Origin of the sequence: Micromonospora sp. DT231 (assembly GCF_049847025.1) — a bacterium.
In the GTDB taxonomy this organism is placed as follows: Bacteria; Actinomycetota; Actinomycetes; order Mycobacteriales; family Micromonosporaceae; genus Micromonospora.
Genome location: NZ_JBNCNO010000009.1, coordinates 1 through 25,679 on the forward strand (window position 1 = coordinate 1; position 25,679 = coordinate 25,679).

Annotated in this window: 24 protein-coding genes, 1 tRNA gene and 2 rRNA genes; 16 read left to right on the forward strand and 11 right to left on the reverse strand. The window is 71.0% G+C overall.

What is annotated here, in order from left to right; genetic code table 11:
- From ACPXBU_RS22165 to ACPXBU_RS22175, 3 genes are all read left to right on the forward strand, one after another.
- Nucleotides 1-77: ribosomal RNA gene (locus ACPXBU_RS22165) — 23S ribosomal RNA — on the forward strand; the annotation flags it as partial.
- An 85-nt stretch (nucleotides 78-162) separates the two neighbouring features.
- Nucleotides 163-279, forward strand: a 5S ribosomal RNA gene (gene rrf / locus ACPXBU_RS22170).
- A 618-nt stretch (nucleotides 280-897) separates the two neighbouring features.
- Complete coding sequence (locus ACPXBU_RS22175) at nucleotides 898-1,518, forward strand: hypothetical protein (RefSeq protein ID WP_425759500.1); 621 nt, start codon at nucleotides 898-900, stop codon at nucleotides 1,516-1,518.
- On the opposite strand, the gene ACPXBU_RS22180 is transcribed toward ACPXBU_RS22175, so the two are convergent.
- On the reverse strand, nucleotides 1,491-3,305 hold the full coding sequence (locus ACPXBU_RS22180) for a VanW family protein (protein WP_425759501.1): 1,815 nt from the start codon (nucleotides 3,303-3,305) through the stop codon (nucleotides 1,491-1,493). The two genes, ACPXBU_RS22175 and ACPXBU_RS22180, sit on opposite strands and share 28 nt — an antisense overlap.
- Before the next feature lie 166 nt (nucleotides 3,306-3,471).
- On the opposite strand from ACPXBU_RS22180, the gene nudC reads away from it, so the two are divergent.
- The 3 genes from nudC (at nucleotide 3,472) to ACPXBU_RS22195 (ending at nucleotide 6,927) form a co-directional block, all read left to right on the forward strand.
- Nucleotides 3,472-4,389, forward strand: a complete 918-nt coding sequence (gene nudC, locus ACPXBU_RS22185) for an NAD(+) diphosphatase (RefSeq protein ID WP_425759502.1) — start codon at nucleotides 3,472-3,474, stop codon at nucleotides 4,387-4,389.
- A gap of 334 nt (nucleotides 4,390-4,723) precedes the next feature.
- On the forward strand, nucleotides 4,724-5,347 hold the full coding sequence (locus ACPXBU_RS22190; protein WP_393369146.1) for a DUF6230 family protein: 624 nt from the start codon (nucleotides 4,724-4,726) through the stop codon (nucleotides 5,345-5,347).
- A gap of 77 nt (nucleotides 5,348-5,424) precedes the next feature.
- The gene (locus ACPXBU_RS22195) at nucleotides 5,425-6,927 is read left to right on the forward strand and encodes a DUF6114 domain-containing protein (protein WP_425759504.1); all 1,503 of its coding nucleotides are present in this window, start codon (nucleotides 5,425-5,427) and stop codon (nucleotides 6,925-6,927) included.
- Between the two features lie 99 nt (nucleotides 6,928-7,026).
- Here ACPXBU_RS22195 and ACPXBU_RS22200 read toward each other — a convergent pair whose 3' ends face one another.
- Nucleotides 7,027-8,697, reverse strand: coding sequence for a DUF885 domain-containing protein (locus ACPXBU_RS22200; protein ID WP_425759505.1), 1,671 nt, complete (start codon nucleotides 8,695-8,697; stop codon nucleotides 7,027-7,029).
- A gap of 131 nt (nucleotides 8,698-8,828) precedes the next feature.
- Here ACPXBU_RS22200 and ACPXBU_RS22205 point away from each other — a divergent pair, with 131 nt between their 5' ends.
- Nucleotides 8,829-9,815 (forward strand): DMT family transporter, encoded by a 987-nt coding sequence (locus tag ACPXBU_RS22205; protein WP_425759506.1) that lies wholly within the window; start codon nucleotides 8,829-8,831, stop codon nucleotides 9,813-9,815.
- A gap of 43 nt (nucleotides 9,816-9,858) precedes the next feature.
- Here ACPXBU_RS22205 and ACPXBU_RS22210 read toward each other — a convergent pair whose 3' ends face one another.
- Together ACPXBU_RS22210 and ACPXBU_RS22215 are read right to left on the reverse strand one after the other, a co-directional pair.
- Nucleotides 9,859-10,929, reverse strand: coding sequence for a PHP domain-containing protein (locus tag ACPXBU_RS22210; RefSeq protein WP_425759507.1), 1,071 nt, complete (start codon nucleotides 10,927-10,929; stop codon nucleotides 9,859-9,861).
- A gap of 29 nt (nucleotides 10,930-10,958) precedes the next feature.
- Complete coding sequence (locus ACPXBU_RS22215; RefSeq protein ID WP_425759508.1) at nucleotides 10,959-11,723, reverse strand: M23 family metallopeptidase; 765 nt, start codon at nucleotides 11,721-11,723, stop codon at nucleotides 10,959-10,961.
- Nucleotides 11,724-11,793: 70 nt separating this feature from the next.
- Here ACPXBU_RS22215 and ACPXBU_RS22220 point away from each other — a divergent pair, with 70 nt between their 5' ends.
- From ACPXBU_RS22220 to ACPXBU_RS22235, 4 genes are all read left to right on the forward strand, one after another.
- Nucleotides 11,794-12,180 carry a hypothetical protein gene (locus ACPXBU_RS22220; RefSeq protein ID WP_393370421.1) on the forward strand — a complete coding sequence of 129 codons (387 nt, stop codon included), beginning with the start codon at nucleotides 11,794-11,796 and terminating at the stop codon, nucleotides 12,178-12,180.
- 94 nt (nucleotides 12,181-12,274) lie between these two features.
- Nucleotides 12,275-12,442: a hypothetical protein gene (locus tag ACPXBU_RS22225; protein ID WP_393369162.1), complete on the forward strand. Its 168-nt coding sequence runs from the start codon at nucleotides 12,275-12,277 to the stop codon at nucleotides 12,440-12,442.
- 117 nt (nucleotides 12,443-12,559) lie between these two features.
- Nucleotides 12,560-13,087, forward strand: a complete 528-nt coding sequence (locus ACPXBU_RS22230) for a tRNA adenosine deaminase-associated protein (protein ID WP_393369163.1) — start codon at nucleotides 12,560-12,562, stop codon at nucleotides 13,085-13,087.
- A gap of 145 nt (nucleotides 13,088-13,232) precedes the next feature.
- Nucleotides 13,233-13,679, forward strand: coding sequence for a nucleoside deaminase (locus ACPXBU_RS22235; RefSeq protein ID WP_393370424.1), 447 nt, complete (start codon nucleotides 13,233-13,235; stop codon nucleotides 13,677-13,679).
- Between the two features lie 15 nt (nucleotides 13,680-13,694).
- Here ACPXBU_RS22235 and ACPXBU_RS22240 read toward each other — a convergent pair whose 3' ends face one another.
- Together ACPXBU_RS22240 and ACPXBU_RS22245 are read right to left on the reverse strand one after the other, a co-directional pair.
- Nucleotides 13,695-14,861, reverse strand: coding sequence for a sensor histidine kinase (locus tag ACPXBU_RS22240; protein ID WP_425759509.1), 1,167 nt, complete (start codon nucleotides 14,859-14,861; stop codon nucleotides 13,695-13,697).
- Nucleotides 14,858-15,514, reverse strand: a complete 657-nt coding sequence (locus tag ACPXBU_RS22245; RefSeq protein WP_357255565.1) for a response regulator transcription factor — start codon at nucleotides 15,512-15,514, stop codon at nucleotides 14,858-14,860. Before ACPXBU_RS22245 ends, ACPXBU_RS22240 begins: the two co-directional genes overlap by 4 nt.
- 131 nt (nucleotides 15,515-15,645) lie before the next feature.
- Between ACPXBU_RS22245 and ACPXBU_RS22250 the strand changes: the two genes are divergently transcribed.
- From ACPXBU_RS22250 to ACPXBU_RS22265, 4 genes are read left to right on the forward strand one after another with little or no spacing between them, the layout of a single operon-like run.
- A complete protein-coding gene (locus tag ACPXBU_RS22250; RefSeq protein ID WP_425759510.1) occupies nucleotides 15,646-16,170 on the forward strand; it encodes a hypothetical protein in 525 nt (174 codons plus the stop codon).
- A complete protein-coding gene (locus ACPXBU_RS22255; protein WP_425759511.1) occupies nucleotides 16,167-17,252 on the forward strand; it encodes a peptidoglycan-binding protein in 1,086 nt (361 codons plus the stop codon). Before ACPXBU_RS22250 ends, ACPXBU_RS22255 begins: the two co-directional genes overlap by 4 nt.
- Entirely contained in the window at nucleotides 17,249-17,944 is a 696-nt protein-coding gene (locus tag ACPXBU_RS22260; protein WP_393369172.1) for an ABC transporter ATP-binding protein, read from the forward strand. Before ACPXBU_RS22255 ends, ACPXBU_RS22260 begins: the two co-directional genes overlap by 4 nt.
- The gene (locus ACPXBU_RS22265; protein ID WP_425759513.1) at nucleotides 17,944-19,143 is read left to right on the forward strand and encodes an ABC transporter permease; all 1,200 of its coding nucleotides are present in this window, start codon (nucleotides 17,944-17,946) and stop codon (nucleotides 19,141-19,143) included. The genes ACPXBU_RS22260 and ACPXBU_RS22265 overlap by 1 nt, the downstream gene beginning before the upstream one ends.
- An 80-nt stretch (nucleotides 19,144-19,223) precedes the next feature.
- On the opposite strand, the gene deoD is transcribed toward ACPXBU_RS22265, so the two are convergent.
- Entirely contained in the window at nucleotides 19,224-19,931 is a 708-nt protein-coding gene (gene deoD / locus ACPXBU_RS22270; RefSeq protein ID WP_030328147.1) for a purine-nucleoside phosphorylase, read from the reverse strand.
- 75 nt (nucleotides 19,932-20,006) lie between these two features.
- On the opposite strand from deoD, the gene ACPXBU_RS22275 reads away from it, so the two are divergent.
- Nucleotides 20,007-20,093: transfer RNA gene (locus ACPXBU_RS22275), tRNA-Ser, on the forward strand.
- Between the two features lie 1,014 nt (nucleotides 20,094-21,107).
- On the opposite strand, the gene ACPXBU_RS22280 is transcribed toward ACPXBU_RS22275, so the two are convergent.
- The 4 genes from ACPXBU_RS22280 to ACPXBU_RS22295 all read right to left on the reverse strand — a co-directional run bounded on the left by ACPXBU_RS22280 (nucleotide 21,108) and on the right by ACPXBU_RS22295 (nucleotide 25,672).
- A complete protein-coding gene (locus ACPXBU_RS22280) occupies nucleotides 21,108-22,433 on the reverse strand; it encodes a tyrosine-type recombinase/integrase (RefSeq protein ID WP_425759514.1) in 1,326 nt (441 codons plus the stop codon).
- Between the two features lie 16 nt (nucleotides 22,434-22,449).
- Nucleotides 22,450-22,659: a helix-turn-helix domain-containing protein gene (locus ACPXBU_RS22285; RefSeq protein WP_425759515.1), complete on the reverse strand. Its 210-nt coding sequence runs from the start codon at nucleotides 22,657-22,659 to the stop codon at nucleotides 22,450-22,452.
- A gap of 479 nt (nucleotides 22,660-23,138) precedes the next feature.
- Nucleotides 23,139-24,698 carry a hypothetical protein gene (locus tag ACPXBU_RS22290; protein ID WP_425759516.1) on the reverse strand — a complete coding sequence of 520 codons (1,560 nt, stop codon included), beginning with the start codon at nucleotides 24,696-24,698 and terminating at the stop codon, nucleotides 23,139-23,141.
- Nucleotides 24,695-25,672 (reverse strand): bifunctional DNA primase/polymerase, encoded by a 978-nt coding sequence (locus ACPXBU_RS22295; RefSeq protein ID WP_425759517.1) that lies wholly within the window; start codon nucleotides 25,670-25,672, stop codon nucleotides 24,695-24,697. Before ACPXBU_RS22295 ends, ACPXBU_RS22290 begins: the two co-directional genes overlap by 4 nt.
- Nucleotides 25,673-25,679 lie beyond the last annotated feature (7 nt).

Below are 25,679 nucleotides of genomic sequence, written 5' to 3' on the forward strand. Positions count from 1 at the left end.
CTGGGTTGATAGGCCGGAAATGTAAGCCCGGTAACGGGTTCAGTTGACCGGTACTAATAGGCCGAGGACTTGACTACCAAGCTGCTACGCGTCCACTGTGCAACTCTGAACGAGCGAACACCCGTGTTTTTGTGCCGGTGTTGTTTGATATGTTCATAGAGTTACGGCGGTCATGGCGGAGGGGAAACGCCCGGTTACATTCCGAACCCGGAAGCTAAGCCCTCCAGCGCCGATGGTACTGCACTCGTGAGGGTGTGGGAGAGTAGGACGCCGCCGGACAATCTTTCAGATAGGGCCACCCCCAACGGGGTGGCCCTATCTGCGTTCCCCTCTTCTGGTTGATCGACCCGGATTCCTGACCCGGGGCTACCCCGATGACGGTGGGCCGGGAACGGCGTGTCCAAGACGCCCAGGACCGGCAAGGTCACGCTCGATCCTGGTTGTAGTGGCCTCACCGCCGAGCGGAGACCCCTACAACCAGGATGTTGCACGGTCTGCGGATCGGCGACGCGGGGCTCGTAATCGACACGGAGCTCGTATCGGTTGCGTGTTGCGTGGCCGCACGTATCGGTTGATCGACTCGGGGTCACCGAACCGGCGGTATCCGCAGGCGCCAGACACCCCGATATCCAAGAACCCGAGTCGACCAAAAGACCCGCTGCGTTCGACCCGCGCTGTGCAGACCCGGACGATCCGGCCCGCGCCGCACGACCCGGGCAAGGCGCCAGGTCTGGGCCGGCGCGCGCCGGCACCGGGTCAGGTCTGGGCTGGCTCGCGCCGGCACCGGGTCAGGTCTGGACGGGGTCGCGCTGGCACCGGGTCAGGTCTGGACGGGGTCGCGCCGGCACCGGGTCAGGTCGATACTTCCGTGGTGACCTTCGGGACGTTGGAGCGCTCATGAGGCCGCCTGCCGGCGAGCCGGACGTTGCGTCGCGTACGTCGAATCAGCCCCGGCGTGGGCTGCAGGGCACGGCGCGGCTGGCAGCGGTCGCGCTGACCGTGTGGGCGGTCGTCGATGTGGTCCGCACCATCCTCATGGTGGGGCACTACGAGTCCCGCATCGAGATCGCCACCCATGGCAACGTCGACGTGGCGCCTGCCTTCTACGCGTACATGATCCTGAGCGAACCGTTCCCGTACGGATTCGTGCCGGCCGCGGCGGACTGGCTGTGGATACTCACCGCACTCGTCGCGGCGGCTGCCGTCGTCACCTGGCGGTACTACGCGCGGCGCACGGCGGAGTGGTTGGGAGATGCGGTGCGGTGGCCACCGGCCGGGACGATGTGGTCGTGGTTCGTGGCCGTTCTCGGCACCACCGTCCTCTACCTGCTCAGCTGGCTGTACCGCTGGGCAACCGCGGGTGACGGCAGGTTCCACGAGACGTCGTTGGACACCCGAACGGCGGCCTATCCGCTCTGGACCGCCGGGACGGTGCTTGTCGTGGTCACGGCGGTCCTGAGTGTTCGAGTCGTGCGGCGGACGGTCGAGGCTCAGGAGGGCTTCGGCCCGCAGACGTAGCGGGGCTCGGCGTCGTAGCGCCAGGTGAACTTCTCCCGCTTGAACACCGCGCCGCTCTTCTTGATGACCCGGAAGGCGTCCTGGGTGAAGCCGTTGATGCCGTTTGTCGCGATGCACGAGGGGCCGGGCTCCAGGTGGATCAGCTTCGGTGTGGTGATGTTGCGCCGCGGCCCGTACTCCGTCTTCACGCTGTCGTAGATCTTGGTGCTCCAGATCGACACGGTGATCGTGCTGGACGTGTACGACGTGTCGATGAGGACGCCGTACTCCGTGTTGTTGCGGAATTTGAAGTCCAGGTCCGGCCAGAAGATCGTCGACTCGATGACCGCCGGGTAGCGGTCGAACCAGTACGAGTGGGGCTTGTGCTCGACGTCCTCCAGTCCGGCGTAGTAGGTCGCGTTGAACAGCGTGGTGGTGAACTGTGAGGTGCCGCCGCCGACGCCCGGCACGAGCTTGCCGCCGAGGATGACCGGCGCGTCCCGGTAGCCCTGTGCGTAGCCGCGCTCGCCGGTGTGCCCGTTCAACGAGAACGTCTTGCCGGGCAGGACGACAGTGCCATCCACCTCCCTCGCGATTGTCGCGATGTTCTGGCTGCGCGACGAGGCCATGCCGCCGGTGAAACGGGTGGTGAAGGTGGACACCCGCTCCTTGATGCCCAGGCCGGCCAGCTTCTCCGCGGTCAGCTCCGGTGGCGTCGGCTTCAGCTCGCCGGTCACCTCGCGGCCGTCCGCCTTCGGGAGGACCGCCAGCAGGTTCTGACCCAGGGTCGCGGCGTCCAGTTGTTGCCCGGGTCGCCCGTCTTTGCTGGTGGGTCGGCCACCGACGATGGTCATCGTGGCGTCCTTCGGCGGCACCTCGATGGCGGCCAGGTTGTCGCCGAGCGCCGCCCGCAGTCGCTTGACGTCCACCGACGGGGTCAGCTTGCCGGCCTTGTCAGCGGTGAACCGCAGGCTCTTCGCGATGGCGGCGGGCGGGACCTGCACCGACCCCTTGTCGGTACGCAGGGTGACCGGTGCGGCGACCGCCGGCTTGGCCAGCTCGGTGACCAGCCGGTCCAGCTCCTCCGGGGTGGTCGCCGGGTGGCTCTCCACGAGCGGCACGGTGACCGGGGTGCCGGCCAGCCAGCCGGCGCGCACCACCTCGGCCGAGCGCTGCGGTTGCAGGGTCAACCCCGGCTTGGGCTGTACGACCTTCGGCGTGGTGCCCTGGTAGGTGATCGCCGGCATCGTCATTCCCTGGGCCTGGTCGCCGAGCACCTTACGGAGCGCGTCGTCCAACCGGTCCACGTCGACGGTGACCACCGGGTCGACCGTGCGGGAGCCGACCAGACGGCTGACCGGGTGCGCGTCGGCCGCGGCCGCTGCCGCGACTGTCGCCGGCACGTCGACGGCCAACCCCACCTCGGCCGGATTGATCTCGACGGTCCGCCCGTCGACAGTGATCTTCAACGGGCCGGCGAGAGCCGCCGCCCGCCGGTCCAGTTCGGCCCGCAACTCCCGGTCGGCGTCCGCGCGGCTCCGGCCGCCCAGCTCGGTGCCGAGCACGCTCGTGCCACGGGGAACGTCACCGGCGTACGCCCAGGCGCCGGCACCCGCCACCGCGGCGAGGACGCCACCGGTGACGCCTGCGGCGAGCAGCGTTCGTACGCGGCGGGGTCGGCTCGGGCCGCCCTCCGGCTCGCCCGGGGCGGGAGTCGTCACCGGTCCGTCGTCCGGCCAGGTGACAGCGGTGACCTGCACGGTGGGCCGGTCGTCGGCGGAGGGACTCGGTTCGCCGTACAGCGTCACTGCAACCTCGATCGCCAGGGTGCTGCGGGAGATACGCCTCCCGGAGGCACCTACGGTAACGAATGCCCGGCCCTGCCCATCCGGTGCTGCTACGCGTGTCGCTCGCGTGTCGTCGGAGCACGGGGGCGGTGCCGGCGGCGGACCGGAGACGTGGCACGGTGACCGGGTGGACACTGCGGAGCGGGTGTTGGCGTACGGCGGCGGTTGGTTGGACCGGGCGGGTCTTCTGCGTACCGATCCGGCCCGGTTGAGCGCACTGCTCGCCGAGTCGAGCACCGTGGTGTTGGCGTTGTGGCGCGACCGCTGTCTCGTCGACGCGGACGGGCCGGTCCGGCTCACCGCGGAGCGGGCGTCGCTCGTCCGGTCCGCCGCGGGTGAGACGGTCTTCCTGGGGCTCGACGGTGACGTCGCCGTGTTCGCCGTGGACCTGTCCGCACTCCCCGAACGAGCCGCCGTCGAGATGGCCGGTGCGGCACGTTCGGTCGACGTGCGGGCCCTGGTCGGGCGACTCGAACCGGGTGAGGCGGCCGTCCAGGCGTACGCCCGGGGTCTGCTGCACTGGCATCGGCAGCAGCGATACTGCGGGACGTGCGGGGCGCCGGCCGTCGCGGACGGCGGCGGGCACATGCGTACCTGCACCGGCGGTGAGTGTGGGCGTCTCCTCTTCCCCCGGATCGAACCGGCGATCATCGTGCTGGTCGAGGCACCCGGCACGCCGGACCGGTGCCTGCTGGCTCGGCACGCTGGCGCGGCCGAGGACGCGTTCTCGACACTTGCCGGCTTCGTGGAGATCGGCGAGAGCCTGGAGGACGCGGTCCGCCGGGAGATGGCCGAGGAGGCGGGCGTGACCGTCACCGACGTGACCTACCAGGGGTCGCAGGCCTGGCCGTTCCCCGCCGGCCTCATGGTGGGCTTCCGGGCCACCGCCACGTCCGACGAGGTACGCGTCGACGGTGAGGAGCTGCTGGAGGCGCGCTGGTTCACCCGGGCGGAGTTGCGGGACCGGGTGGCTTCCGGCCGTACGCTCGGGCGCGTCGACGCGATCGACCACCGCCTTCTCGAGGACTGGCTGGCCGCGTCCTGACCGGTGGGGCTGCGCGGGAAACCGCCCGCTTTACAGTCGTTACATTATTGTAATCCGACTATATGTCGTCACGCTCCGCAGTAGTTGCGGTCAATCGCCCGTACCTCCGTCGGTTTTGCCGTCTTTCGCCGGTAACTGCCGCGACCCTTCGTGACCTCGCGCTGGCGCTGGCCCGAGCTCCTGTTACTGCCGGGTAATCCGGGGGTTGTGACCTACGCCCCAACGGGTGCACCATCAACCCCGATCGTTACCCGCCGGTAACAGATGTCGGGCCCGCGCAGGGCCGCCAGACCGTCACCGGCGAGCCGCGCGCACCCACCTCGAGGAGGAACCCGTGCAGGATCGGTTGAACAATCAGGGTCGTACCCGGTGGCGGCGGTTCGCCGCCATGGCGGTGCCCGCCACCGCCGCCGCGGGCGCCATCCTGTTCGGAATGTCGACAGGCGCCATCGCGTCCGACATCACGGTCTCCGGTCAGACCTTCAAGATCGGCGCCGATCGCCTTGAGGGCGACGGCTTCAAGCAGTACGGCGGCATCGTCCGGGAGAAGGGCAAGGACGGAAAGGCCGGTCAGGTCCACCCGATCGCGCTCTCCGAGATCAGCAGCGCCGAGTTGTACAGCCTCTGCCAGTCCGTCCGCGCGGACCTGCCGGGCCTGCCGGTGGTGCTCACCATCAACGCCGGTGAGGGCAAGGAGCCCGCACGGGCCAAGGACCTGCTGATCGCCATGGACTCGCTGGACGGCAACGCGACCTTCACCAACATCAAGATCGGTCGGGACGCCACCGACCTGAACCCGACGGCGCAGGCCGGCTCGTTCGGCCAGAACTCCGACCACGTGACGATCACCAACCTGCAGCAGGTGTCCCGCTACACCACGGCGGCCACGTTCAACCTGGTCGGGCTTCGGCTGAAGGTGAACGTGGGCGAGGACGCCAAGGGCAAGGAGTGCTTCTGAGGTGAGCCGAGGCCCGCGGTGCGCCACCGCCGCGGGTCCGGCCCGTGTCCCTTTCCCCGCGTGGCCAGGAGGAGTACGTGACAACCGCGAACCCGTCCCACGCCCGGCCCGGTGGTCCGGCTCAGGCGTGGCGGCTCTTCCGCCGCTGGCGGCGCAGTCGGCCGTTCACCGGCGGCCTGCTCACCGCCCTGGCCGGGCTGGAGATGTTTGCGTCCACCCGGATGACCCTCAACGGCCTCAGCTTCCACAGTGGGGCGAGCGGCCTACTCTCGCTGCTGATCCCGGTCATCCTGGTCACCTGCGGTCTGCTGCTGTGGTTCACGCCGGCGCAGCGCCTGTTCTACTCGATCGTCGCGGCGGTCACCGCGGTCTACTCGCTGATCGGGCTCAACCTCGGCGGCTTCTTCGTCGGTCTGCTGCTCGGCATCGTCGGCAGTGCGCTGGCCTTCGCCTGGACACCGACCACGCCACAGGCAGGCGGTGAGCCTGCTGGCGTCGAGCCGGCTGGCGGTGCGGGGCCGATGGTCGAGCCGGCTGGTGTGGAGCGTTCGGGGGTCGAGTTGGCCGGTGTGGAGGGGTCGTTTGTCGAGCGGACTGGCGTCGACGGGGCTGCCTTTCCGACGGCCGCCCCGGCGTCCGACGGCGGCGAGCCGCCCGCGCGGCCGGGGCGAGCCGCCGATCCGCGCCGAGCGTTCGGCATCGTTCTGGTGGTGCTCGGCCTGGCCGCCGGTGTGCTTGCCGTCCAACCCCGAGTGGTGCGGGCCGCCCCGAGCCGGCTCGCCCCGACCGCCTGCCCCACCCCGTCCCGGGATGCCAGCCCGTCGCCCAGCCACAGCCCGGCCACGCCGGCCGCGAGCCCGGACCCGGCCGGCAACGTGGTCACCGACATCCTGGACGGAGTCGGCGATCTGCTCAGTGGCGGACGCCGTGCGGAGACCCCGACGCCGTCGACGAGCCCGGCCGGCACGCCCACCGCGGGACCGACCGGCACGCCGACGGACGGCAACTGTCCGCCGCCGGCCCCGGGAGAGCCGGGCACGGCGACCCCCGAAGGGCCGGGCGCACCAACCCCGGACCGGTCGGGTACGCCGACCCCCGCCGGGCCGGGCAGGGTGGAGCCGGGCAAGCCGCTGCCGCGCATCGCCGCCGATCCCACCCTGCCGACGGTGGCGCGGACGCCGTCCAAGCTCACCGGATCATCGGTCCGGATGACCGGGCTGCGGTTCGAAGGCGTCACCGATCTGCGTACCGTGACGGGCAACCTCAAGGTGCTGAAGTTCAGCATGCGTGAGGCGGTGACGGACGACTTCCTGCTCAGCGCCGACGGCCCCGCCGGGCGCAACCAGCGGTACGCGACGGACCGGCTGACCGTCAGCGGAAACGTGGCCTTCTACGCCACCAGGTTCGTCGGCCGGCTCATCGGCATCAAGATCACCCTGACGCCGGATCTGCCACTGCCCGACGGTCTGCCGGTCACCTCGCCCATCCCGATCACGTTCACCGACCCGGCCATCGACCTGGCGTACGTCACGAGTGACACGCTGACCGCCCGACCGGCGTTGGCGCTGACCCTCGGCTGAACCGCACCCGCCGTACGGTCGGGAGCGCCGGCGGTTGTCGTACCGCCGGCGCTCGGAACCGTCGCCAACTCGGAGCCGTCGTGACTCAGAGCCGTCGTCTCAGAGCCGAGCCAGCGCCTGACGCAGCGGGTCGAGGCCCAGGCTGCCCAGGTCCAGCGCCTGCCGGTGGAACTCCCGCAGGTTGAAATCCGCGCCCTTGCGGGCCTTGGCGTCCTCGCGGGCCTGGAGCCAGATCCGCTCACCCACCTTGTACGACGGCGCCTGCCCCGGCCAGCCGAGGTAGCGGTTCAGCTCGAAGCGCAGATTCTCGTCCGGCACCCGGCAGTGCGCCCGCATGAACTCCCAGCCCAGCTCGGGCGTCCACCGCTCGCCCGGGTGGAAGCCGAACGGATTGTCCTTGGGGATCTCCAGCTCCAGGTGCATCCCGATGTCGACGATCACCCGTGCGGCACGCATCGCCTGGCCGTCGAGCATGCCCAGTTTGTCGCCCGGATCATCCAGGTAGCCCAGCTCGTCCATCAGCCGCTCCGAGTAGAGCGCCCAGCCCTCGCCGTGCCCGGAGACCCAGCACAGCAGTCGCTGCCAGCGGTTGAGCAGGTCGGCCCGGACAGCGGTCTGCGCCACCTGGAGGTGATGACCGGGCACACCCTCGTGGAAGACGGTTGTCACCTCCCGCCAGGTGGAGAAGTCGGTGATGCTCTGCGGCACCGCCCACCACATCCGGCCCGGACGGGAGAAGTCCTCGCTGGGGCCGGTGTAGTAGATGGCGCCGTCGCTGGTCGGGGCGAGGCAGCACTCGATGCGGCGTACCTGCTCCGGGATGTCGAAGTGGGTGCCGTGCAGCTCGGCGATCGCCTTGTCGGCGAGGGCCTGCATCCAGTCCCGGAACGCCTCCTTGCCCTGGATGGTCCGGGCCGGGTCGGCGTCCAACCTGGCCACGGCCTCGTCGACGGTGGCACCGGAGCCGGCGATGCGCCCCGCGACGACACGCATCTCCGCCTCCAGGCGGGCCAACTCCGCGAAGCCCCAGGCGTACGTCTCGTCCAGGTCGATCTTGGCGCCGAGGAAGTACTGCGAGGCGAGCTCGTAGCGCTCCCGGCCGGCGGCCTGCTTGTCCCGCCCGTGCGGGGCCAACTCCGTCCGCAGGAACTGGCCGAACTCGGCGGTCGCCGCGGTCGCCGCCGCCGCGCCCCGCCGCAGCTCCGCGCCGAGCGAGCCCTCCGCGCCCAGCCGCTCGACCAGCCCGTGGAAGAAGTTGTCCTGGGTCGGGTCGACCCAGATGTCGCACTGCTTGGCCACCTCGACCAGCTGCACCTTCGAGCTGACCTGACCGGCGGCGAGGGCCTCCCGGAGGGTGACCTTGTAGTTCTCCAGCGCGCCGGCGAAGCCGTTGAGCCGGGCCGCGATGTTCGCCTGCTCGTCGCTGGTCGCGGTCGGCATCAGGTCGAACACCATGCGGATCTCGTGCAGCCCGCTCTCGATCACGCTGATGCCGCTCGTCGTCTCGCCGGCGTCGTACCGGGCCAGGTCCAGGCCGAGGCGTTCCTGCATGGACTCCTTGGCGATCCGCTCGGACTCGGTCTGCGGCTCGGTCACCTCAAGCTCGGCGAGCGTCCGGCGGGTGAGGTCGGCGCGCGCCTGGTAGCCCTCCGGTGAGAGGTCGTCGAGCTGGTCTTCATGGCCGGCAATGCCGACGAAGGTCGCGCCGGTGGGGCTCAACGGCGCCCACTCGGCCACGTAACGGTTGGCGATTTCATCGATTCGTCCCACGCTGCGACCCTACGTGACCGCCCCGCCTCCGTGTCGACGACGTTTGTCGTGTTCAGGCCACTGACGTGACGAGCGGCGCAAGGTCCGAAAGGCGCGCGACTTTGTCGGGGGGTTCCGGCAGAGTGTCAGGGGTGACTGCCGATACCACTCCTGACAAGGCGCCGGTTCGCGCCTGGTTGCCAGGCTTCGTCGCCCTCGCCGCGATCTGGGGTTCCAGCTTCCTGTTCATCAAGGTCGGGGTGGCCGAGTTGCACCCGGTCCAGCTCACCCTCTACCGGGTCGCCGCCGGCGCGTTGACCCTGCTCGTCGTCCTCGCCGTGCTGCGCGACCGGTTGCCCCGCGAGCCCCGGATCTGGGCGCACCTGACCGTCGTCGCCGCGTTCGGCGTGGCCGTGCCGTTCACCCTGTTCGGCTACGGCGAGCAGCGGGTCGAGTCGATGCTCGCCGGCATCTGGAACGCCACCACGCCCCTGATCGTGCTGCCGCTCGCGGTGCTGGTCTTCCGCACCGAGCGGCTGACCGTGCGGAGCGCGATCGGTCTCGGGCTCGGCTTCCTCGGGGTGCTTGTGGTGCTGGGGGTCTGGGAGGGCATCGGCGGAGCGCACTTCACCGGGCAGTTGATGTGCTTCGGCGCGGCCGCCTGCTACGGCGTCGCCATCCCGTACCAGAAGCGGTTCATCGCCGGTAGCGAGCACTCCGGCCTGTCGCTCTCCGCCGCCCAACTGCTGCTCGCCGCCGCGCAACTGGCAGTCGTCGCCCCGTTCGTCGCCGGCCTGCCGCCGCTGCCCACCGAGTTGTCGGCGGGTGTGGTCGCCAGCGTGCTGACCCTCGGCGCGCTCGGCACGGGGCTCGCCTTCGTCATCAACATGCGCAACATCCGGGTGGCCGGCGCGAGCACCGCGTCCACAGTCACGTACCTGATCCCAATCTTCGCGGTGCTGATCGGTGCCGTCGCGCTCGACGAGCGGCTCAACTGGCACCAGCCGGTCGGCGCGCTCATCGTGCTGCTGGGGGTCGCGGTCGCGCAGGGTGTGTTCGGGCGCCGGAAGGCCCGCCCGGTGGTCGGCGCCGCCGCTCCCGCTCCCGCCGCTCCCGTCGCCGAGCCCGCCCACCACTGAGGGGCGCCGGCCCGGCCCGGCTCGGCCCGAGACGTCGAGTCGGTCAGGACTTTTCGCGCGTCCAGGCGACCAGCTGGTCCGCCGGCCAGGTGTTGACCACCGAGTCGACGGGGACGCCGCAGAGGGCGGCCCGCTCGCAGCCGAACCGCTGCCAGTCGAGTTGGCCGGGCGCGTGCGCGTCGGTGTTGATGGCGAACCGGCAGCCAGCCTCCAGCGCTCGACGGATCAGGCGCTTCGGCGGATCCTGCCGCTCCGGCCGCGAGTTGATCTCGACGGCGGTGTCGTGCTCGGCGCAGGCGGCGAAGACGGCATCCGCGTCGAAGTCACTCTCCGCCCTGGTCCGGGCGCGGTGTCCCCGGTCGCCCGGACCGGTCACCCCGGCCGGGCGGGACGACACCATCCGGCCGGTGACGTGACCGAGGATGTCCAGGTGCGGGTTGGCGACCGCGGCCAACATGCGCCGGGTCATCTTCGGCCGCTCGTCCTTGAGGCCGCTGTGCACCGAGCCGACCACCACGTCCAGCCGGGCCAGTAGCTCGTCGTCCTGGTCGAGGGAGCCGTCGGCGAGGATGTCCACCTCGATGCCGGTGAGGATCCGGAACCCCTCCGGCAGCGCCGCGTTGACCTGCGCCACGTGGTCGAGCTGCCGACGCAGGCGGTCGGCGGTCAGCCCCCGGGCCACCGTCAGCCGCGGCGAGTGGTCGGTCAGCACCAGATATTCGTGGCCCAACTCGACAGCGGCCAGCGCCATCTCCTCGATCGGCGAGCCGCCGTCGGACCAGTCCGAGTGGGTGTGGCAGTCGCCCTTCAGGGCGGCGCGCAGCGCCGTGGCCTCGGCATCCAGGTCGCTGCCCTCGGTCGCCACCAGCCGGCGCAGGTAGACCGGCTCCTCCCCGGCCAGCGACTCCGCCACGCAGCGGGCCGTCACGTCGCCGACACCTACCAACTCGGTGAGCGTGCCGTTGCCGGCCCGCGCGGCCACCTCGGTCGCCGGCAGGCCCGCCAACGCCGTCGCCGCCGACCGGAACGCGCGTACCCGGTAGGTCGCCTCGTTGGCCCGCTCTAGCAGGAACGCGATGCGGCGCAGGTCGGCGATGGGGTCCCGGGCCTTCATCCCACCGAACCTAGTCGCTGCGGAACCGGTCAGGGAGCCTTCGGGCACCCGTTTTTGCGCTGCCACGTGACGACCTCGGCGGCCGGTTCACGATTGCCGCCGCCGCGCCAGGAATCCAGGTACCGCGCCGGCCAGAGCACGCCGCGCCGGATCCACCAGCCGTCCTTGCCCTTACACGGCGGCGAGATGCCGAAGTGCACGTGGCAGACGTTGTTGGCGTTGCCGGTGCGCCCCACCTTGCCGAGCTGCTGCCCGGCCCGGACCCGCACTCCGGCGTCGACGCCGCTGGACACGACGCTCAGGTGTGAACCGTAGTAACGCACGCCGTCGTCGCCGAGCAGGGAGACCGACAGGCCGCCGTTGTCCGGGCCCTGCGGTCCACCCTTGGTGTACCTGTCGACGCGACTGACCTCGAGCACCGTCCCGTCGGTCACGGCGACGAACGGTCCACCGCAGTTCGCGAAGAGATCCGTGGCGGGGTACGCGCCGTGGGTCGGGTGGTAGTCCACGTTGCCGGCGCGTACCGGAAAGACATGCCGCACCCCGGCGCGCGGTGCCGTCGCCGACGGGCTGGCCGGCGACGGCTTCGGGCGGGCCGGGACGGTCGCCGTCGGCGCGGCCGACGGCGACACCGGCTGGTCGCCGGTCTCCCAGACCGCCGACGGCGTCTGCGGGGCGCCGTCGGACGGCACCCCCGGCCGGGTGGTCGCGCAGCCGGCGGCCAGCACCGGGGCGAGAAGCAGCAGGATCGGGTACGCCGAACGCGCGCGGCGGCTGATCGTCGGCGAGGGCATCCGGTCATCCTGGCAGAACCGGTACCGTGAGCACGAGCGGCGCGCGTGAGGGAGGGCAGCGACGGTGACCATCGCCCGACCCGATCCTGGCCCGGACCCCGGTGTCGCCGCAGCGCAGGTGGCGCGTGTCCCGTCGGGGCTCTTCCCCGCCGGGCCCCCGTCCCGTCCCACCTACCGCGAGCCGCACCCGGTCACCGGTGGCGGCGTCGCGGCCGGCGGTGGCGCGGCGGCCACCTGGCTGCTGCTGTTCGGCCTGCTCGGCACCGATGTCACTAGCTACGCCTGGTGGACGGTGGTGGCGGGCCTGCTGGCGTGGCTGACCGCGTTGGTGCTGGTCCGCTTCGGCGACCGCGGGGTCGCCACCGGGGTGGCCATCGTCACGGCGGGTGGCTGGAGCATCGCCGCCGCCGTGGTGGCGGTCCGCTGGGCCACGAGTGGTGACTGGCCGCTGTGGTGATCGGGCGGTTGTCGACGACTGCGGCGTGTGCCCGGTTGGCTGCGTAGCGAACGCCGTCTTGACGTAGCCGCCGAGACTCGGCACGCTCGGGTCCATGGCCTGGACCACCCCGCGACAGGACCCCGATCGCAGTCGACGCCGCCTGCAGTTGCTCGCCGAGTTGGCGGGCGCCCGCGCGGTCCGTCAGCGCAGCCGACCCCAGCGGCAGCGCACCGAGCATCTGCGCCAGCTCATCGCTACCCGCCGTCGAGTAACCGGCTGATCCGACTTTGACACGAATGACCGGCCCTTCGGGGCGTTGACGAGTCGCCTGCCGACCCGACCGGCTAACGTGCACGCGTAACGAGTCGACGCTGTGTCGAGGGCTATTGGGGGGACCGTGTCGTACTTCGCTGCGGCCGTGGTGCGCGACGACAGTGGCTGGACCGCCGCCGAGGTCAGCCTGCGTGGCGCCACCGACATCGACGAGGTCGCCGAGCGGCTTCGTGACGTCGACCAGGAGGCCGACGTGTCGCTGCTCTTCGTCGAGGCCGATGACGCGTACCTGGTGATCCTGCGTCTCGACGAGGGCGAGGACCTGCGGGTGTTCGGTTCGGATTCCGCGTACGCCGAGGAGTCCCCGCTGGGCGCGCTGCTGGTCGGCGACCTGAAGACCTCGGTGACCGGGCTCGACGGCGACGAGGAGCCACGCCCGGTGACCACCGGTGACGAGGAGAGCGAGCAGCCCGTCGTCGACCCGGAGGCCGATCCGGTGGGTGAAGCCGATCTGCTGGCCAACCTGGGCATCTCCGCGCAGAAGCTGCTGACCCTGTGCACGCACGAGGGGATGCTGCCGGCGGATGTCACCGCCGAGATCTGCCAGGTGCTCGGCTGCGTCGACGAGGTCGAGGAGCTGCGTGAGGTCTGAGCCGGCCGACGCCACCGACCCGGCACTGGAAACGATCCGGCCGGGGCAGCCGACTCCCGGCGCGGTGGGGCGTGCCGGACCGGGCGCGCACGAGGGCCTGGCCGATCCGGGTGAGGTCGGCCGTCGGCAGCGACACGAGCTGTGGATGCGCCGTGCCCTGGAGGTCGCCGTCACCGGCGGCGCCGGTGCCGCCACAGGTGCCACGGATGTCGACGACGTGCCGGTGGGCGCGGTGCTCTACGCACCGGACGGGACCGAGCTGGCCATCGGGCGCAACGAGCGGGAGCTGACCGGCGATCCCACCGCTCACGCCGAGGTGCTGGCCCTGCGCCGGGGCGCCGAGCGGGCGGGCCAGTGGCGGCTGGACGGCTGCACCCTGGTGGTAACCCTGGAACCGTGCACCATGTGCGCGGGGGCGCTGGTGCTGGCCCGGGTCTCCACAGTCGTGTTCGGCGCGTGGGAGCCCAAGACCGGCGCGGCCGGTTCGCTCTGGGACGTGCTCCGCGACCGCCGGCTCAACCATCGACCCGAGGTCTACGGCGGCGTCCTGGAGGCCGAGACCGCGGCCGTCCTGCGCGCCTTCTTCCGCTGAGGACTCCCCGCCTGATCACTCCGGCGGTCCGGCCACGGGCAGCGTGACCGTGACGATCAGACCGCCCGCCGGGCGAGGTTGCGCGTCGGCTGTGCCACCGTGTGCGCGGGCCACCGCGCGGACGATGGACAACCCCAACCCGAAGCCCCGCGTACCGGCGACCCGCTCCCGCGACAGCCGGCGGAACGGCTGGAACATCGTCTCGATGTCGTAGCCGGCGATCGCCGGACCGGTGTTCGTCACCGTCAGGGTGGCCTGGCCGTCGATCAGGGCGGTGCGTACCTCGACCCAACCGTCGGCGGGCAGGTTGTGCCGCACCGCGTTCTCCACCAGGTTGACGGTGAGCCGTTCCACGAGCACCGGGTCACCGCTGATCGGGGCCGGTGCCAGCGACCGGCGCACCGGTACGTCGGGTGCCTGCTTCCCCACCTGGTCGATGACGTGCGCGCAGACCTCGGCCAGGTCGACGGGCGTACGCTCGGTCAGCTCGTTCTCGGAGTCGGCCAGGGTCAGCAGGCCGTCGATGAGCCGCTCGTGCCGCTCGTTGATCGCCAGCAACGACTCACCCAACCGGCGCGTCTCCGCCGACGCCTCGGGCCGGCTGACCGCCAGCTCCACCAGTGCCCTATTGAGTGCCAGCGGGGTACGCAGCTCGTGCGAGGCGTTCGCCACGAACCGGCGCTGTCCGTCGAAGGAGCGGTCCAACCGTTCCAGCATCTCGTCGAACGTGTCGGCGAGTTCGCGTACCTCGTCGGGCGGGCCGGTGAGCGCGATCCGCTCGTGCAGGCCCCGGCCGGCGGTGTCCGCACCGGCGATCCGCCGGGCCGTGTCGGTGACCTGGTGCAGCGGCTGCAACGCCCGGCCGGCGAGCAGCCAACCGAAGGCGATCGCCACCGCCGACACCACGATCAACGCGATGCCACCCTGGGTGAGCAGGGACTCCAGGGCGTTGCGCTTGGCCTCGTCCTGCGCGTCCTGCAACAGGGCGCGGACATTGTCGATGTTCTGCCCGCTGGGCGTCGTGGGGGCGGTCTTCGGCAGGTCGCTCAGTTTCACCCCGAACGGCTGGGGCATCCGCTGATCGACGAGCACGTACGTGACGGCCAGCAGGACCACGCCGGCCAGCAGGAAGAGCCCGCCGTAGATCAGGGTGAGTCGGGCACGGATGGTCAGGCGCTTCATCGGATCTGGTACCCCGCGCCGGGCACCGTCTCGATCACCGGCGGGTCGCCGAGCTTGCGGCGCAGCTTCATCACGGTGACCCGGACGACATTCGTGAACGGGTCGATGTGCTCGTCCCAGGCACGTTCCAGCAGATCCTCGGCGGAGACCACCGCGCCGTCGGCGCGCAGCAACTCGACGAGCACCGCGAACTCCTTGCGGGACAGCGCCACGTGCCGGTCGTCCCGGCGTACCTCGTGTCGGGCCGGGTCGAGCTGGATACCGGCGCGGCGCAGCGTCGGCGGGGCCGCCGGGCGGGCTCGCCGGGTCAGCGCGTGCACCCGCGCGGACAGCTCGACCAGGGCGAACGGCTTGGTCAGGTAGTCGTCGGCGCCGAGCGCCAACCCCGCCACCCGTTCCCGGACCGCTGCCGCCGCGGTCAGCATCAGGACCCGGGTCTCCCCGCCCGCGTCCACGATCGCCCGGCACACGTCGTCGCCGTGCACCACCGGCAGGTCCCGGTCCAGGACCACCACGGCGTACTCGTTGACGCCGAGCCGCTCCAGCGCCGCGTCACCGTCGTACGCCACGTCGACCGCGAACGACTCCCGCCGCAGCCACTCCGCGATGGCGTCCGCCAGCACGGTCTCGTCCTCGACAACCAGCACTCTCACCCCTCCATGGTCCTCGGGGTGCGGTAACGGCGGCATAACCGCCGACGGTAACGCCGGGGATACGCCCACTGCCGTGCACTGGGTGCCGACGTTCGACGAGTCGCGTCGGACCCACAGCGGAGGTGGACACCATGCGGCGACAGATGCTCGCGATACCCGTCCTGCTCGCCCTGGCGGTGGCCGGGTGCGGCGGGGGAGGCGACGACGGCGGCGGGGTGGCGACCGCCGGTGGGGCGACGACAAGCGCCACGGCAAGCGCCGCGCCGGTCAGCGATTCGGACAAACAGCTCGCCTTTGCCAGGTGCATGCGGGAGAACGGCGTGGACATGCCCGACCCGGAGGCGGGCGGCCGTCCCGGCTTCCGGTTCGGAGCGGACGTGGATCGGCAGAAGGTCCAGGCGGCCATGGAGAAGTGCCAGGACAAGCTGCCCAACGGTGGGCAGGGACCGCAGCTCAACCCCGAGCAGGCCGAGCAGATGCGCGCGCTCGCCAAGTGCATGCGGGAGAACGGGGTGCCGGACTTCCCCGACCCGGACGCCGACGGCAGGGTCCGCATCGGGCAGGGGGGCAACGCGATCGACATCAGCGACCCGGCCATGAAGGCCGCGATGGAGAAGTGCCGGCAGCACGCGCCACAGTTCGGGGGCGGCCGGTGACCGGCGTCTCCCGACGCGTGCGGCTGCGCGCCGCCGTCATCGGCGGCGTCGTCCTGCTGGTCGCCGCCGTGGGCGTGAGCGCCGCGGTGGGCGTCGGCGGCGGCGGAGACCGTGCCGAGGCCGGCGGCGCACCACCGGCCACCGCGACCGTCACCCGGCAGACCCTCGCCGACTCGGAGACCGCCGAGGGCGAGTTGGGGTACGGGGCGACGCGTACCGCCACGGCGAGGCTCAGCGGCACCATCACCGCGTTGCCGCCGACCGGGTCGACGGTACGGCGGGGCGGGGCGCTCTACTCGGTCGACAACGAGGAGGTGGTGCTCCTCTACGGCGGGTTGCCCGCGTACCGGACCCTCGCCCCCGGCGTGGAGGGTGCCGACGTCGCGCAGTTCGAGCGGAACCTCAGGGCATTGGGCCACACCGGTTTCACTGTCGACGACGAGTACACCGGGGCCACCGCCGACGCCGTCCGAGACTGGCAGGAGGACCTCGGTCAGGCCGAGACCGGTCGGGTCGAGCCGGGGCGGATCGTGTACGCCGACCGGGAGGTCCGGGTGGAGAGCCACCAGGCCGACGTCGGTGACCTCACCCAACCCGGCCAGGCGGTGCTCACCTACACCGGCACCAGCCGGGTGGTGAGCGTCGAGTTGGACGTGGACGACAAGCGGTTGGCCAAGCGCGACGCGACTGTCGGCGTGCGGCTGCCGGACGGCCGGACGGTGGCGGGCACGGTCAGCACCGTCGAAACCGTCATCCAGGCAGGTGCCGCCGGCGCGGACGGGCAGTCCGGCGACGCCGAGACCAAGATCGAGGTGACGGTCGCGGTCGCCGACCCGAAGGCCCTCGCCGGCTTCGACCAGGCCAGCGCCGACGTCGTGTTCACCGCCGCCGAGCGCCAGGGCGTCCTCACCGTGCCGGTGTCGGCGCTCCTCGCGCTCGCCGAGGGCGGGTACGGCGTCCAGATCGCCGAGGGGGAGGCGAGCCGGGTCGTCGCCGTGACCACGGGGCTGTTCGCCGGCGGCCGGGTGGAGGTCACCGGCGCGGACCTCACCGAGGGCACGACCGTGGTGGTGCCGAGATGACCGGCGAGGTGATCGTGCTCGACCGGGTCAGCAAACGGTACGCGGGAGACGTCGTCGCGTTGGACGACGTGTCGCTGCGGATCGGCCACGGCGAGCTGGTGGCGATCGTCGGCCCGTCCGGGTCGGGCAAGTCGACGATGCTGCACCTGATCGGCACCCTGGACCGGCCGTCGTCGGGAAGCGTGCTCATCGACGGGTACGACGCGGCGAAACTGACCGACCGGGAGTTGTCAGCCCTGCGGGCCACCCGGATCGGCTTCGTCTTCCAGCAGTTCCACCTGGCTCCCGGCGTCCCGATCGTGGACAACGTGGCCGACGGGTTGCTCTACTCCGGCGTACCCCTGCGTCGGCGGCGCGAACGCGCGGAGGCCGCGCTGGTCCGGGTTGGCCTGGGCCACCGACTCGGGCACCGGCCGCACGAGCTTTCCGGCGGGGAACGGCAGCGGGTGGCCGTGGCGCGGGCGGTGGTCGGCGAGCCGACGGTGCTGCTCGCCGACGAACCGACCGGCAACCTGGACTCGGCGTCCGGCGCCGGGGTGCTGGAGTTGCTGCACGAGCTGCACCGGTCCGGCACCACAGTCGTGGTGATCACCCACGACCGGGAGATCGCGGAGGGGCTGCCCCGGCAGGTGCGGATGCGCGACGGCGCGGTGCGGCACGACTCGGCCGGTACGCCGGGAGGGGTCCGCTGATGGCGACGTTGACCCCGGCCCGGCTGGGACCGGCGGACATCCTGCGGGTCGGCGGGGTGGGGCTGCGAACCCGTCCGCTGCGGGCGTTCCTCTCCGCGCTGGGCATCGCCATCGGGATCGCCGCGATGATCGCGGTCGTCGGGATCTCGTCGTCGTCCCGGGCGGAGCTGGACCGCGCGCTCGACGCGCTCGGCACCAACCTGCTCACCGTCGAGCCGGGCAACACCCTGTTCGGGGCGGACGCCCAACTGCCCGACGAGTCGATCGCCATGATCGGGCGGATCGGCCCGGTGACCGAGGTGTCCGCGACCGGGCAGGTCTCCGACGCCAAGGTCTACCGGTCGGATCGGATCCCGGCCGCGGAGACCGGTGGCATCGCCACCCGGGCCGCCCGGCTGGACCTGCTCGGCACCGTCGGGGCCGAGCTGGCGAGCGGCACCTGGCTCAACGAGGCGACCGCCCACTATCCGGCGGTGGTGCTCGGCGCCACCGCGGCGCAACGGCTCGGGATCATCGCGGCCGACCCGCAGGTGCAGGTGTGGCTGGGTGGGCGGACGTTCACGGTGGTCGGCATCCTCGCCGCCGCGCCACTGGCTCCGGAGCTGGACACCGCGGCGTTGGTCGGCTGGCCGGCGGCGACCGACTACCTGGGCTTCGACGGGCACCCCACGACCATCTACACCCGGGCGCGGGAGGCACAGGTCGAGGCGGTCCGCTCGGTGCTCGGCGCGACAGCCAACCCGGAGGCGCCCAACGAGGTCGAGGTGTCCCGTCCCTCGGACGCGCTCGCCGCCGCCCAGGCGACCGACGACGCGTTCACCGGGCTGCTGCTGGGCCTGGGCGCGGTCGCCCTGCTGGTCGGCGGGGTCGGCGTGGCGAACACCATGGTGATCTCGGTGCTGGAACGGCGGGCCGAGATCGGCCTGCGCCGCTCGCTCGGCGCGACCCGTGGCCAGGTACGGACCCAGTTCCTCGCCGAATCGCTGCTGCTCTCCGCGCTCGGCGGGGTCGGCGGGGTGGTGCTGGGCATCCTGGTCACCTCGGGGTACGCGTTCTCCCAGGGCTGGCCGACGGTGGTGCCGGCCTGGGCGATGCTCGGCGGGGTGGGCGCGACGGTGGTCATCGGCGGTTTCGCGGGCCTCTACCCGGCGGTACGCGCCGCCCGCCTCGCGCCGACGGAGGCGCTGGCCGCCGTCTGAGCTGCGCGCCTCGATGCGAAAGAGCGGGATGACGGATCGCGCCCCTCATCCCGCTCTTCGGGTCCTTCTCGTCCGAACGGTCAGGCGATGATGGTGTCGAGGGCGATCTCGACCATCTGGCTGAAGGTCTGCTCCCGCTCCTCGGAGGTGGTCTTCTCACCGGTCTTGATGTGGTCGCTGACGGTCAGCACGGTCAGCGCGCGGGCCTTGAACCGCGCGGCGATCGTGTAGAGCGCCGCCGACTCCATCTCCACCGCCAGCACGCCGTAGTCGGCGAGGGTGTCGTAGAGGTCCGGCCGGTCCGTGTAGAAGGCGTCCGCCGCGAGGATCGGCCCGACGTGCATGCTGATGCCGCGCCGCTCGGCCACCTCGACCGAGGTACGCAGCAGCCCGAAGTCGGCCACCGGCGCGTAGTCGATCAACCCGTCGAAGCGCATCCGGTTCATGTTCGAGTCGGTGGACGACCCGATCGCGGCCACCACGTCGCGCAACTGGAGGTCGGTGCTGAGGGCACCGCAGGAGCCGACCCGGATCAGCGTCTTCACGCCGTACTCGTTGATCAACTCGTGGGCGTAGATGGAGGCCGACGGCATGCCCATGCCGGAGCCCTGGACGGAAACCTCGACGCCGTTCCAGCGGCCGGTGAAGCCCAGCATGCCCCGAACCGTCGAGTAGCAGGTCGCGCCCTCGAGGTAGGTCTCCGCGATCCACTTGGCCCGCAGGGGGTCGCCCGGCATCAGGACCCGCTCGGCGATCTCGCCCGGCTTCGCGCCGATGTGCGTACTCATGACAAAGATCCTGCCAGGCCGGCGCGGGCGATACCGGTTCGGCGTCCGAACCGGCGGTCCTGTACCCTCGTCGGCGGTGGCGTGTCCGAGCGGCCTAAGGAGCACGCCTCGAAAGCGTGTGAGGGTTAACGCCCTCCGAGGGTTCAAATCCCTCCGCCACCGCTCATGGAATGCAGAAACGCCCGGTCGATCCGCGAGGATCGACCGGGCGTTTCTGCTTCCGGTCTCAATTCTGGTCTCGGTTGCCACTTGCCGGGCCTCTACGCACGTCGCTGCCGGATGAACCGATCCGCGTCAGCCCGGTCGGTTCGTGCGCCTCCGAATCGCTCTGGCCGAGGCAGCAGACAGGGCGAACGCGCTGCACGAGGTCCGCGAAACAAGCGGTGCCCGCCCAGGGGACTGGACGGGCACCGTAGTGCTTGGCCGAGCCTCAGCTAGGCCAGGTAGATCACTTGCCGGACTTGTTCTTGGTGGGGTCGACCAACTTGGATGGGCCGCCGTTCGGGGTCGGCGGGATCCGGTGCCCCTTCGGAACAGTCACCTCAGGACCGCCCTTGGTGGGCTTGTACTGGCCGCTCTTCGGGGCGGGCGTGCCAGGGTTCACAACGACCGGCTTGGGAGCCGGACGCCCGGCGGGCTTACTGCCCGCTCCAGACGGCTTTGCTGCCTTGCTTGCCAACGTGCGCTCCTTGTTGATCGAGCACGCCGGACGCCCCTGCGGAGGATCTCACTCCGCTGAAGTCTCGCGAAAGGCTTCATCCGATGCTAACGTCGCCGGTCTACTGCCACGTAGAAACGACGACCCGGTGGGGTGCCCGGAAACCCGGCACCTTGCTGGGTTTTCGTGCTGTCATGCTGCGGTCACGCTACTCGACGTCCTAGCCGGGAGCAAGGAGATCGGGTGGGGTGCGGACCCGCATATGTAGTGGCCAGATGGACCGACAATGGGCACATCTTGTGGATAGCGGTGTCGATGCCCTGTGGAGCGCGGGCGGTCGTGGGCGCGAGGGTTCTTCGAACGCATGTTCCAGTGGCGTGAACGGGCAGCTCAAGGTCATAAATGCGTCGATCAACCTCGATCGCCATGATCAAGCTCTCCTGTGGATATCGTGTGGATGGGTTGTGGATGACCCCTCACGACCTGCTGGTATCACAGACAGCGACGAGGGTAAAAGTTCACCCTTTCGGGTGACCTCCCGGCGTGTCGCCTGTCGACGAAGAGGGCTCGCCTGCTGGTGAAGCCGGCCTCTGGGACGCCCCACCGGGGCCGTTGTCGTCCACCACCATGTTCTGGCGGTCGTGAGTACCCCAGAGAAGTCCGCCGACCTGTTGAGCGATGTCGCGACGGACCTGTGCCGTGAGGTGCTGGTACCGGGCCGCCATGGCCGAGTTGGACCAGCCCATGATGCCCATCACCGCCCGCTCGGCCACGCCGAGAATGAGCAGCACCGTTGCGGCGGTGTGCCGGGCGTCATGCAACCGAGCGTCCCGTAGCCCGGCGAGCCGAAGCAGCCGCTTCCACTCGTCGTAGTCAGTCCGCGGATTGACCGGTCCGCCGGTCGGCGTGGCGAACAGCCAGTCGCCTCCCTCCCAGAGTTGGGCACCGGTCACGCGCTCCTGATCCTGCTCGCCCCGGTGCGTGCGTAGCAGCGACACCAACTCGTCGGGTAGCCCGATGCTGCGCCGGCCGGCCCGCGACTTGGTCTCCGCGGTAGCGGCCCGCACCTGGCGACGGTCGGGGCAGTGTCCGCCGTGCTTCCTACCGCACGGCGACTGGCACCCGTGTTTCCACCTCGGCCGTTGCCGGCCGCGCCGAACGGTCAGCGTCCCGGCGTCCAGGTCGACATCCGTCCAGCGCAGGCCGAGTGCTTCCCCCTGGCGCAGGCCGAGGGCGAGCGCGATAGCCCAACGCGCGCTGTTGCGCCGGCCGCGGGTGACGGCCATCAGCCGTTGCACCTCGGCGACTGAGTACGGCTCGATCTCGTTCTCCGGCAGACGTGGAGGCTTGGCGAGCGCGGCCGGGTTCTTCGCTAAGTGCCCCCGACGTACCGCCTCGTTGAGCGCAGTCCGGATCGTTCGGTGGGCCTGGTGGGCGGTTGCCGGGGCACTGCCATTCTCCTGCATTCGCCGGTAAAAGCGTTCCAGGTGCTCAGGCTCCAAGCGCTCGATTCGATGGGCACCGAGCCCGGGGATGAGGTGCCGGTTGACCGCCACCCGGTAGCCAGCAAGGGTGTTCTCTCGTACGGCCGGGCCGGCAATGTTCTCCACCCAGTGGGTCAGCCAGGTCTTCACCGTCCAGCGCTGGCCCGCCTTGCGGACGGAGCCGCTGTCCCGCTCCCGTTCCAAGAGTCGGACCTTCTTGATGACCGCAGCTTCCGTCTTGCCCCGGACGTGGCGGCGATCCGGCGATCCCTCGTCCTTTACCCCGACCGTGACCCGACCGTGCCACGAGCCATCCGCTCCCAGGTAGATGCTGGATGCGCCGTTCGGCTTGCGTCCCATTGGCTGTCTCCTTTCGTCAGGCTGCGCGGTCGAGGTCGGTCGGCTGGGCGAGCAGGTTCCGCACGTACTCGTCGAGGCAGAACGTCGGCACTCGGCGGAGACGGCCGATGGTGACGGTGCGAATCCGGCCGGTCTTGATGAGGGCGTACATGGTGGTGCGGCCGATCCCGAGTCGTTGGGCGGCTTCTTCGATGGTCAGGACGACGCGAGTTTCTGGCGTGGGCACGGCTTCTCCCCGTGGTTCCGATGGGTTGAGAGCGCCGGTGGTGGGCGTTCTCGTCGGGCGAGGGTCAGTTGCTAGGTGCGCAGGCGGATCGATGGCAGTCGTTAGAGCGGGCCGCTGAGTTCGCCGCAGGGCCAAGATTTCGAGCGGGCCGGGGTGACGGCATGCGCCGGTCCGGCTCAGGGGCTCTCAGCGGGCCGGTCTGCGCGGGTCGGTCGCGGTGGTCGGCGCTCGTTGCGGGAGGGGCTGAACCATCTCCGCATCTCCGCATCTCCGCAAACATGCCTGTGGGCTGGGAAAATGCTTGCGGAGATGGAGCGGGGCGGTGAGGGGTCATCTCCGCAGAGAGGTGGGATCTCCGCAGTTGGTTGCGGAGATGCGGAGATTGATGTTCCTCTTGGTTCTGATCTCCGCAGGGTGTTTTCCCTGGTAGAGGGGGGTTGGTGCGGCGTTGCGGAGATGCGGAGATGGTTCAGCGGGTTTTACCCCCCGTGCCGCTCCACCCAGAACACCGACCGGTCACCGCGGTCGTTTCGGCCGGCACGGACGACGTGCTCACCGCGCCACCGCCCGGCTTGCCCGGTGAGGAGTCGGCCGAGTTGCAGGGGGTTGGGTAGCCGGCCGTTGTGGGTGGTGATGAACTGCCCGTCCCACGGGTCGTTGACGTCGCTGCCCAGGTGCATGGGCTCGCCGTCTTGCCTGAGTTCGGCGGCGGTCATCGCACGGCCGCCGTGGCGGTCGTGCCAGCAGGTGAGGAACGCGCGCCAGCGCGTTTCGTCTTCATCGATCTCACGGATATCGGCGGCGTTGGTGAGGAACCCGTCGATGCCGTGGTGGGCGAGGAACCCACCGAGGGCTTGCGCCCACGGGGTGAACTGCCGCATCGACAACCCGCTTACCCGGGGTGCTCCCCGGCGGGTCCAGTCGAGCACCAGCACGAGCAGGTGCCACAGCACGGTGAGTTGGTTCGCGGGGTCGGTGATCCACTGGTCAAGCTGCGGGATGCCGAACCCGCGCTGGTCGCGCAGCTCGGGGCGGGGCATGTCCGGGTCGAGGCGCACCCGCACGGTGCGGGAGGCCATGTCCCCGCCAACCTGGAGGTTGTTGCCGGTGGCCATCCACAGCCGGTCGTTGACGGTGGCGACGTTGCGCGACGCCCCTAGCTGCCGGTCGGACCAGACGCCGGAGGTGACGAGCTGGGCGAGCACGGCGGAGTCGATGACGGTGCCCTCGGCCAGGTTGTCCCAGATGACCACGCCCACCTGCTCGGCCAGTACCGCCGTGATGGACTTGCGCAGTTCCTCATCGGAGTAGGCCCAGGTCATGACGCGCTGCCCGTAGAGCATCCCCGGTCCGGCCGTGAGGATCGTCTTACCGCTGGATGGCATGGTGGCGTCGATCAGCGCGAACGGGGTCAGGGATCGGGTGAAGTGCCGCAGGATCGGCGTGGCTAGCAGTGCCACGTAGTTGGCTCGGTCAGCGGCGCTGGCCCATGGGAAATCCCGCAGGAACCGGCCGAGCAGGAACGTCCGCGCCTCGTCGACCTGCTCCGGCGTCGGTTCATCCGGCACCGGGGGCAACGCCACCTTGGACGCCAGATAGAGGCCGGTCGCCGGGTCGTAGCCGGGTTGTTGGAGCAGGGTGCCGTCACGGCGCAGCACCGGGGCACCGATGATCCCGCGCAGCGGCGGCACGCCCGGCCACGTCTTCCCGGCCAGCACCGACGACAGAATGTCGCGAGGTGGGGTCACCTCGTCTTCGTAGACCTCGGGATCTCCGGTGTCGCTCTTGCGGGTCTTGAGCCGGTACACGTAGGCATGTTCCGCGAGCAGCCCGGCCAGGCCGGCGGGGTTGACCATGCTGGCCGACACCGGCAGCGGGGAGTCCTCGTCGGCGGCGGTGGCTAGGCCACCGGAGACGGCTTCCATGTGCACGAGAGAACCGGCCGATACGTAGGTGTCGGGTAGCAGCCCGCCGACCAGCGCGGCTTTGAGCACGCGGATCGTTTCGGGACCAGAGCCGATCTGCAACCGGGTGCTCATGCCGCCGCCCTCCCCACCCCGGCCAGGGTGCGCGGGTTGTTCGCCCCGGTCCGCAGACCGGACGCGATCGTGCGGGCGACTTCCCCGGCCGGCAGGCCGAGCGACAGCGCGGCGGGTTCCAGCACGGCGCTCACGTCGGCGTCGGTGAGCGCTCCCCCGGCGACGAGCTGCCCGAGCGCCACGGCTGAGGCGAACAGGGCGTGATTGCGCTGGCCCTCCGGGGTGGCGGTGAGGTGGGCGACTTGCCGGCGGATCGCTGCCGCGAGGTACGCGCCGCGCCGGTCCGGCGGCAGCGCCACCGGGGGCGGTCGGTGCGCGGGTCGTGGGACGGGTGCGAGCAGGCCGGCCACCCATGCGGGCAGTGGTGCCGGGTCGCAGTCCAGCGCCACCGCGTAGGGACGGCCGGCGGCGGTGCTTGCGGCGCCCACGACGTAGCCACCGTTAGCGCGGGTGTCGACCTTCCAGCCCAACCCGCCCCGGTCGCCGGTGGTGTTGCGCAGCTCCGGCCCGGCGGCGGGGTGGCGGTAGTAGAGGTGACTGCCGCCGCTGGCCGTGGTCACGGTGTACGTGGCGCCGATACCGCCGTGCCGGTTGGCGAGAGTGGCGAACACGTCCAGGCCGTCACACGCCCCGGCCCACTGCGGCGGCGGGATGTCGTCGGCGTGCTTGGGCACGTCGAGGTCGACCACAACCAGCCCGGACGGGCCGCAGGCAACGCCGATGCCGTAGGGGCGAGTCGACCACGCGCGGCGGATGCGGTCGGGGTCGGTGGTGGCGCGTTCCTCCCAGCCGACGTGACGGCCGGCGGCGCGGCAGCGCGGGTCGGTGCGGGGGCAGTGCTCGGCGGTGCAGCGGTTGGGAAACGCGGGCCGCTTGGCATGGTCCGGGTCGTCGGGCCGGTCGTCGGGACGCAGGGGAAAGACGTACCAGCCGCGCGCAGCGTGCGCGAGCGCGGCCGTCAACAGGTCAGGCATGGGGCAT

What these genes read in the sequence shown, in the direction of transcription:
- ACPXBU_RS22175 (WP_425759500.1), top strand. Translation starts at nt 898, where the DNA reads ATGAGGCCGCCTGCCGGCGAGCCGGACGTTGCGTCGCGTACGTCGAAT.
- ACPXBU_RS22210 (WP_425759507.1), bottom strand. Translation starts at nt 10,929, where the DNA reads ATGAAGGCCCGGGACCCCATCGCCGACCTGCGCCGCATCGCGTTCCTG.
- ACPXBU_RS22215 (WP_425759508.1), bottom strand. Translation starts at nt 11,723, where the DNA reads ATGCCCTCGCCGACGATCAGCCGCCGCGCGCGTTCGGCGTACCCGATC.
- ACPXBU_RS22225 (WP_393369162.1), top strand. Translation starts at nt 12,275, where the DNA reads ATGGCCTGGACCACCCCGCGACAGGACCCCGATCGCAGTCGACGCCGC.
- ACPXBU_RS22235 (WP_393370424.1), top strand. Translation starts at nt 13,233, where the DNA reads ATGCGCCGTGCCCTGGAGGTCGCCGTCACCGGCGGCGCCGGTGCCGCC.
- ACPXBU_RS22240 (WP_425759509.1), bottom strand. Translation starts at nt 14,861, where the DNA reads ATGAAGCGCCTGACCATCCGTGCCCGACTCACCCTGATCTACGGCGGG.
- ACPXBU_RS22250 (WP_425759510.1), top strand. Translation starts at nt 15,646, where the DNA reads ATGCGGCGACAGATGCTCGCGATACCCGTCCTGCTCGCCCTGGCGGTG.
- ACPXBU_RS22260 (WP_393369172.1), top strand. Translation starts at nt 17,249, where the DNA reads ATGACCGGCGAGGTGATCGTGCTCGACCGGGTCAGCAAACGGTACGCG.
- ACPXBU_RS22265 (WP_425759513.1), top strand. Translation starts at nt 17,944, where the DNA reads ATGGCGACGTTGACCCCGGCCCGGCTGGGACCGGCGGACATCCTGCGG.
- deoD (WP_030328147.1), bottom strand. Translation starts at nt 19,931, where the DNA reads ATGAGTACGCACATCGGCGCGAAGCCGGGCGAGATCGCCGAGCGGGTC.
- ACPXBU_RS22280 (WP_425759514.1), bottom strand. Translation starts at nt 22,433, where the DNA reads ATGGGACGCAAGCCGAACGGCGCATCCAGCATCTACCTGGGAGCGGAT.
- ACPXBU_RS22290 (WP_425759516.1), bottom strand. Translation starts at nt 24,698, where the DNA reads ATGAGCACCCGGTTGCAGATCGGCTCTGGTCCCGAAACGATCCGCGTG.
- ACPXBU_RS22295 (WP_425759517.1), bottom strand. Translation starts at nt 25,672, where the DNA reads ATGCCTGACCTGTTGACGGCCGCGCTCGCGCACGCTGCGCGCGGCTGG.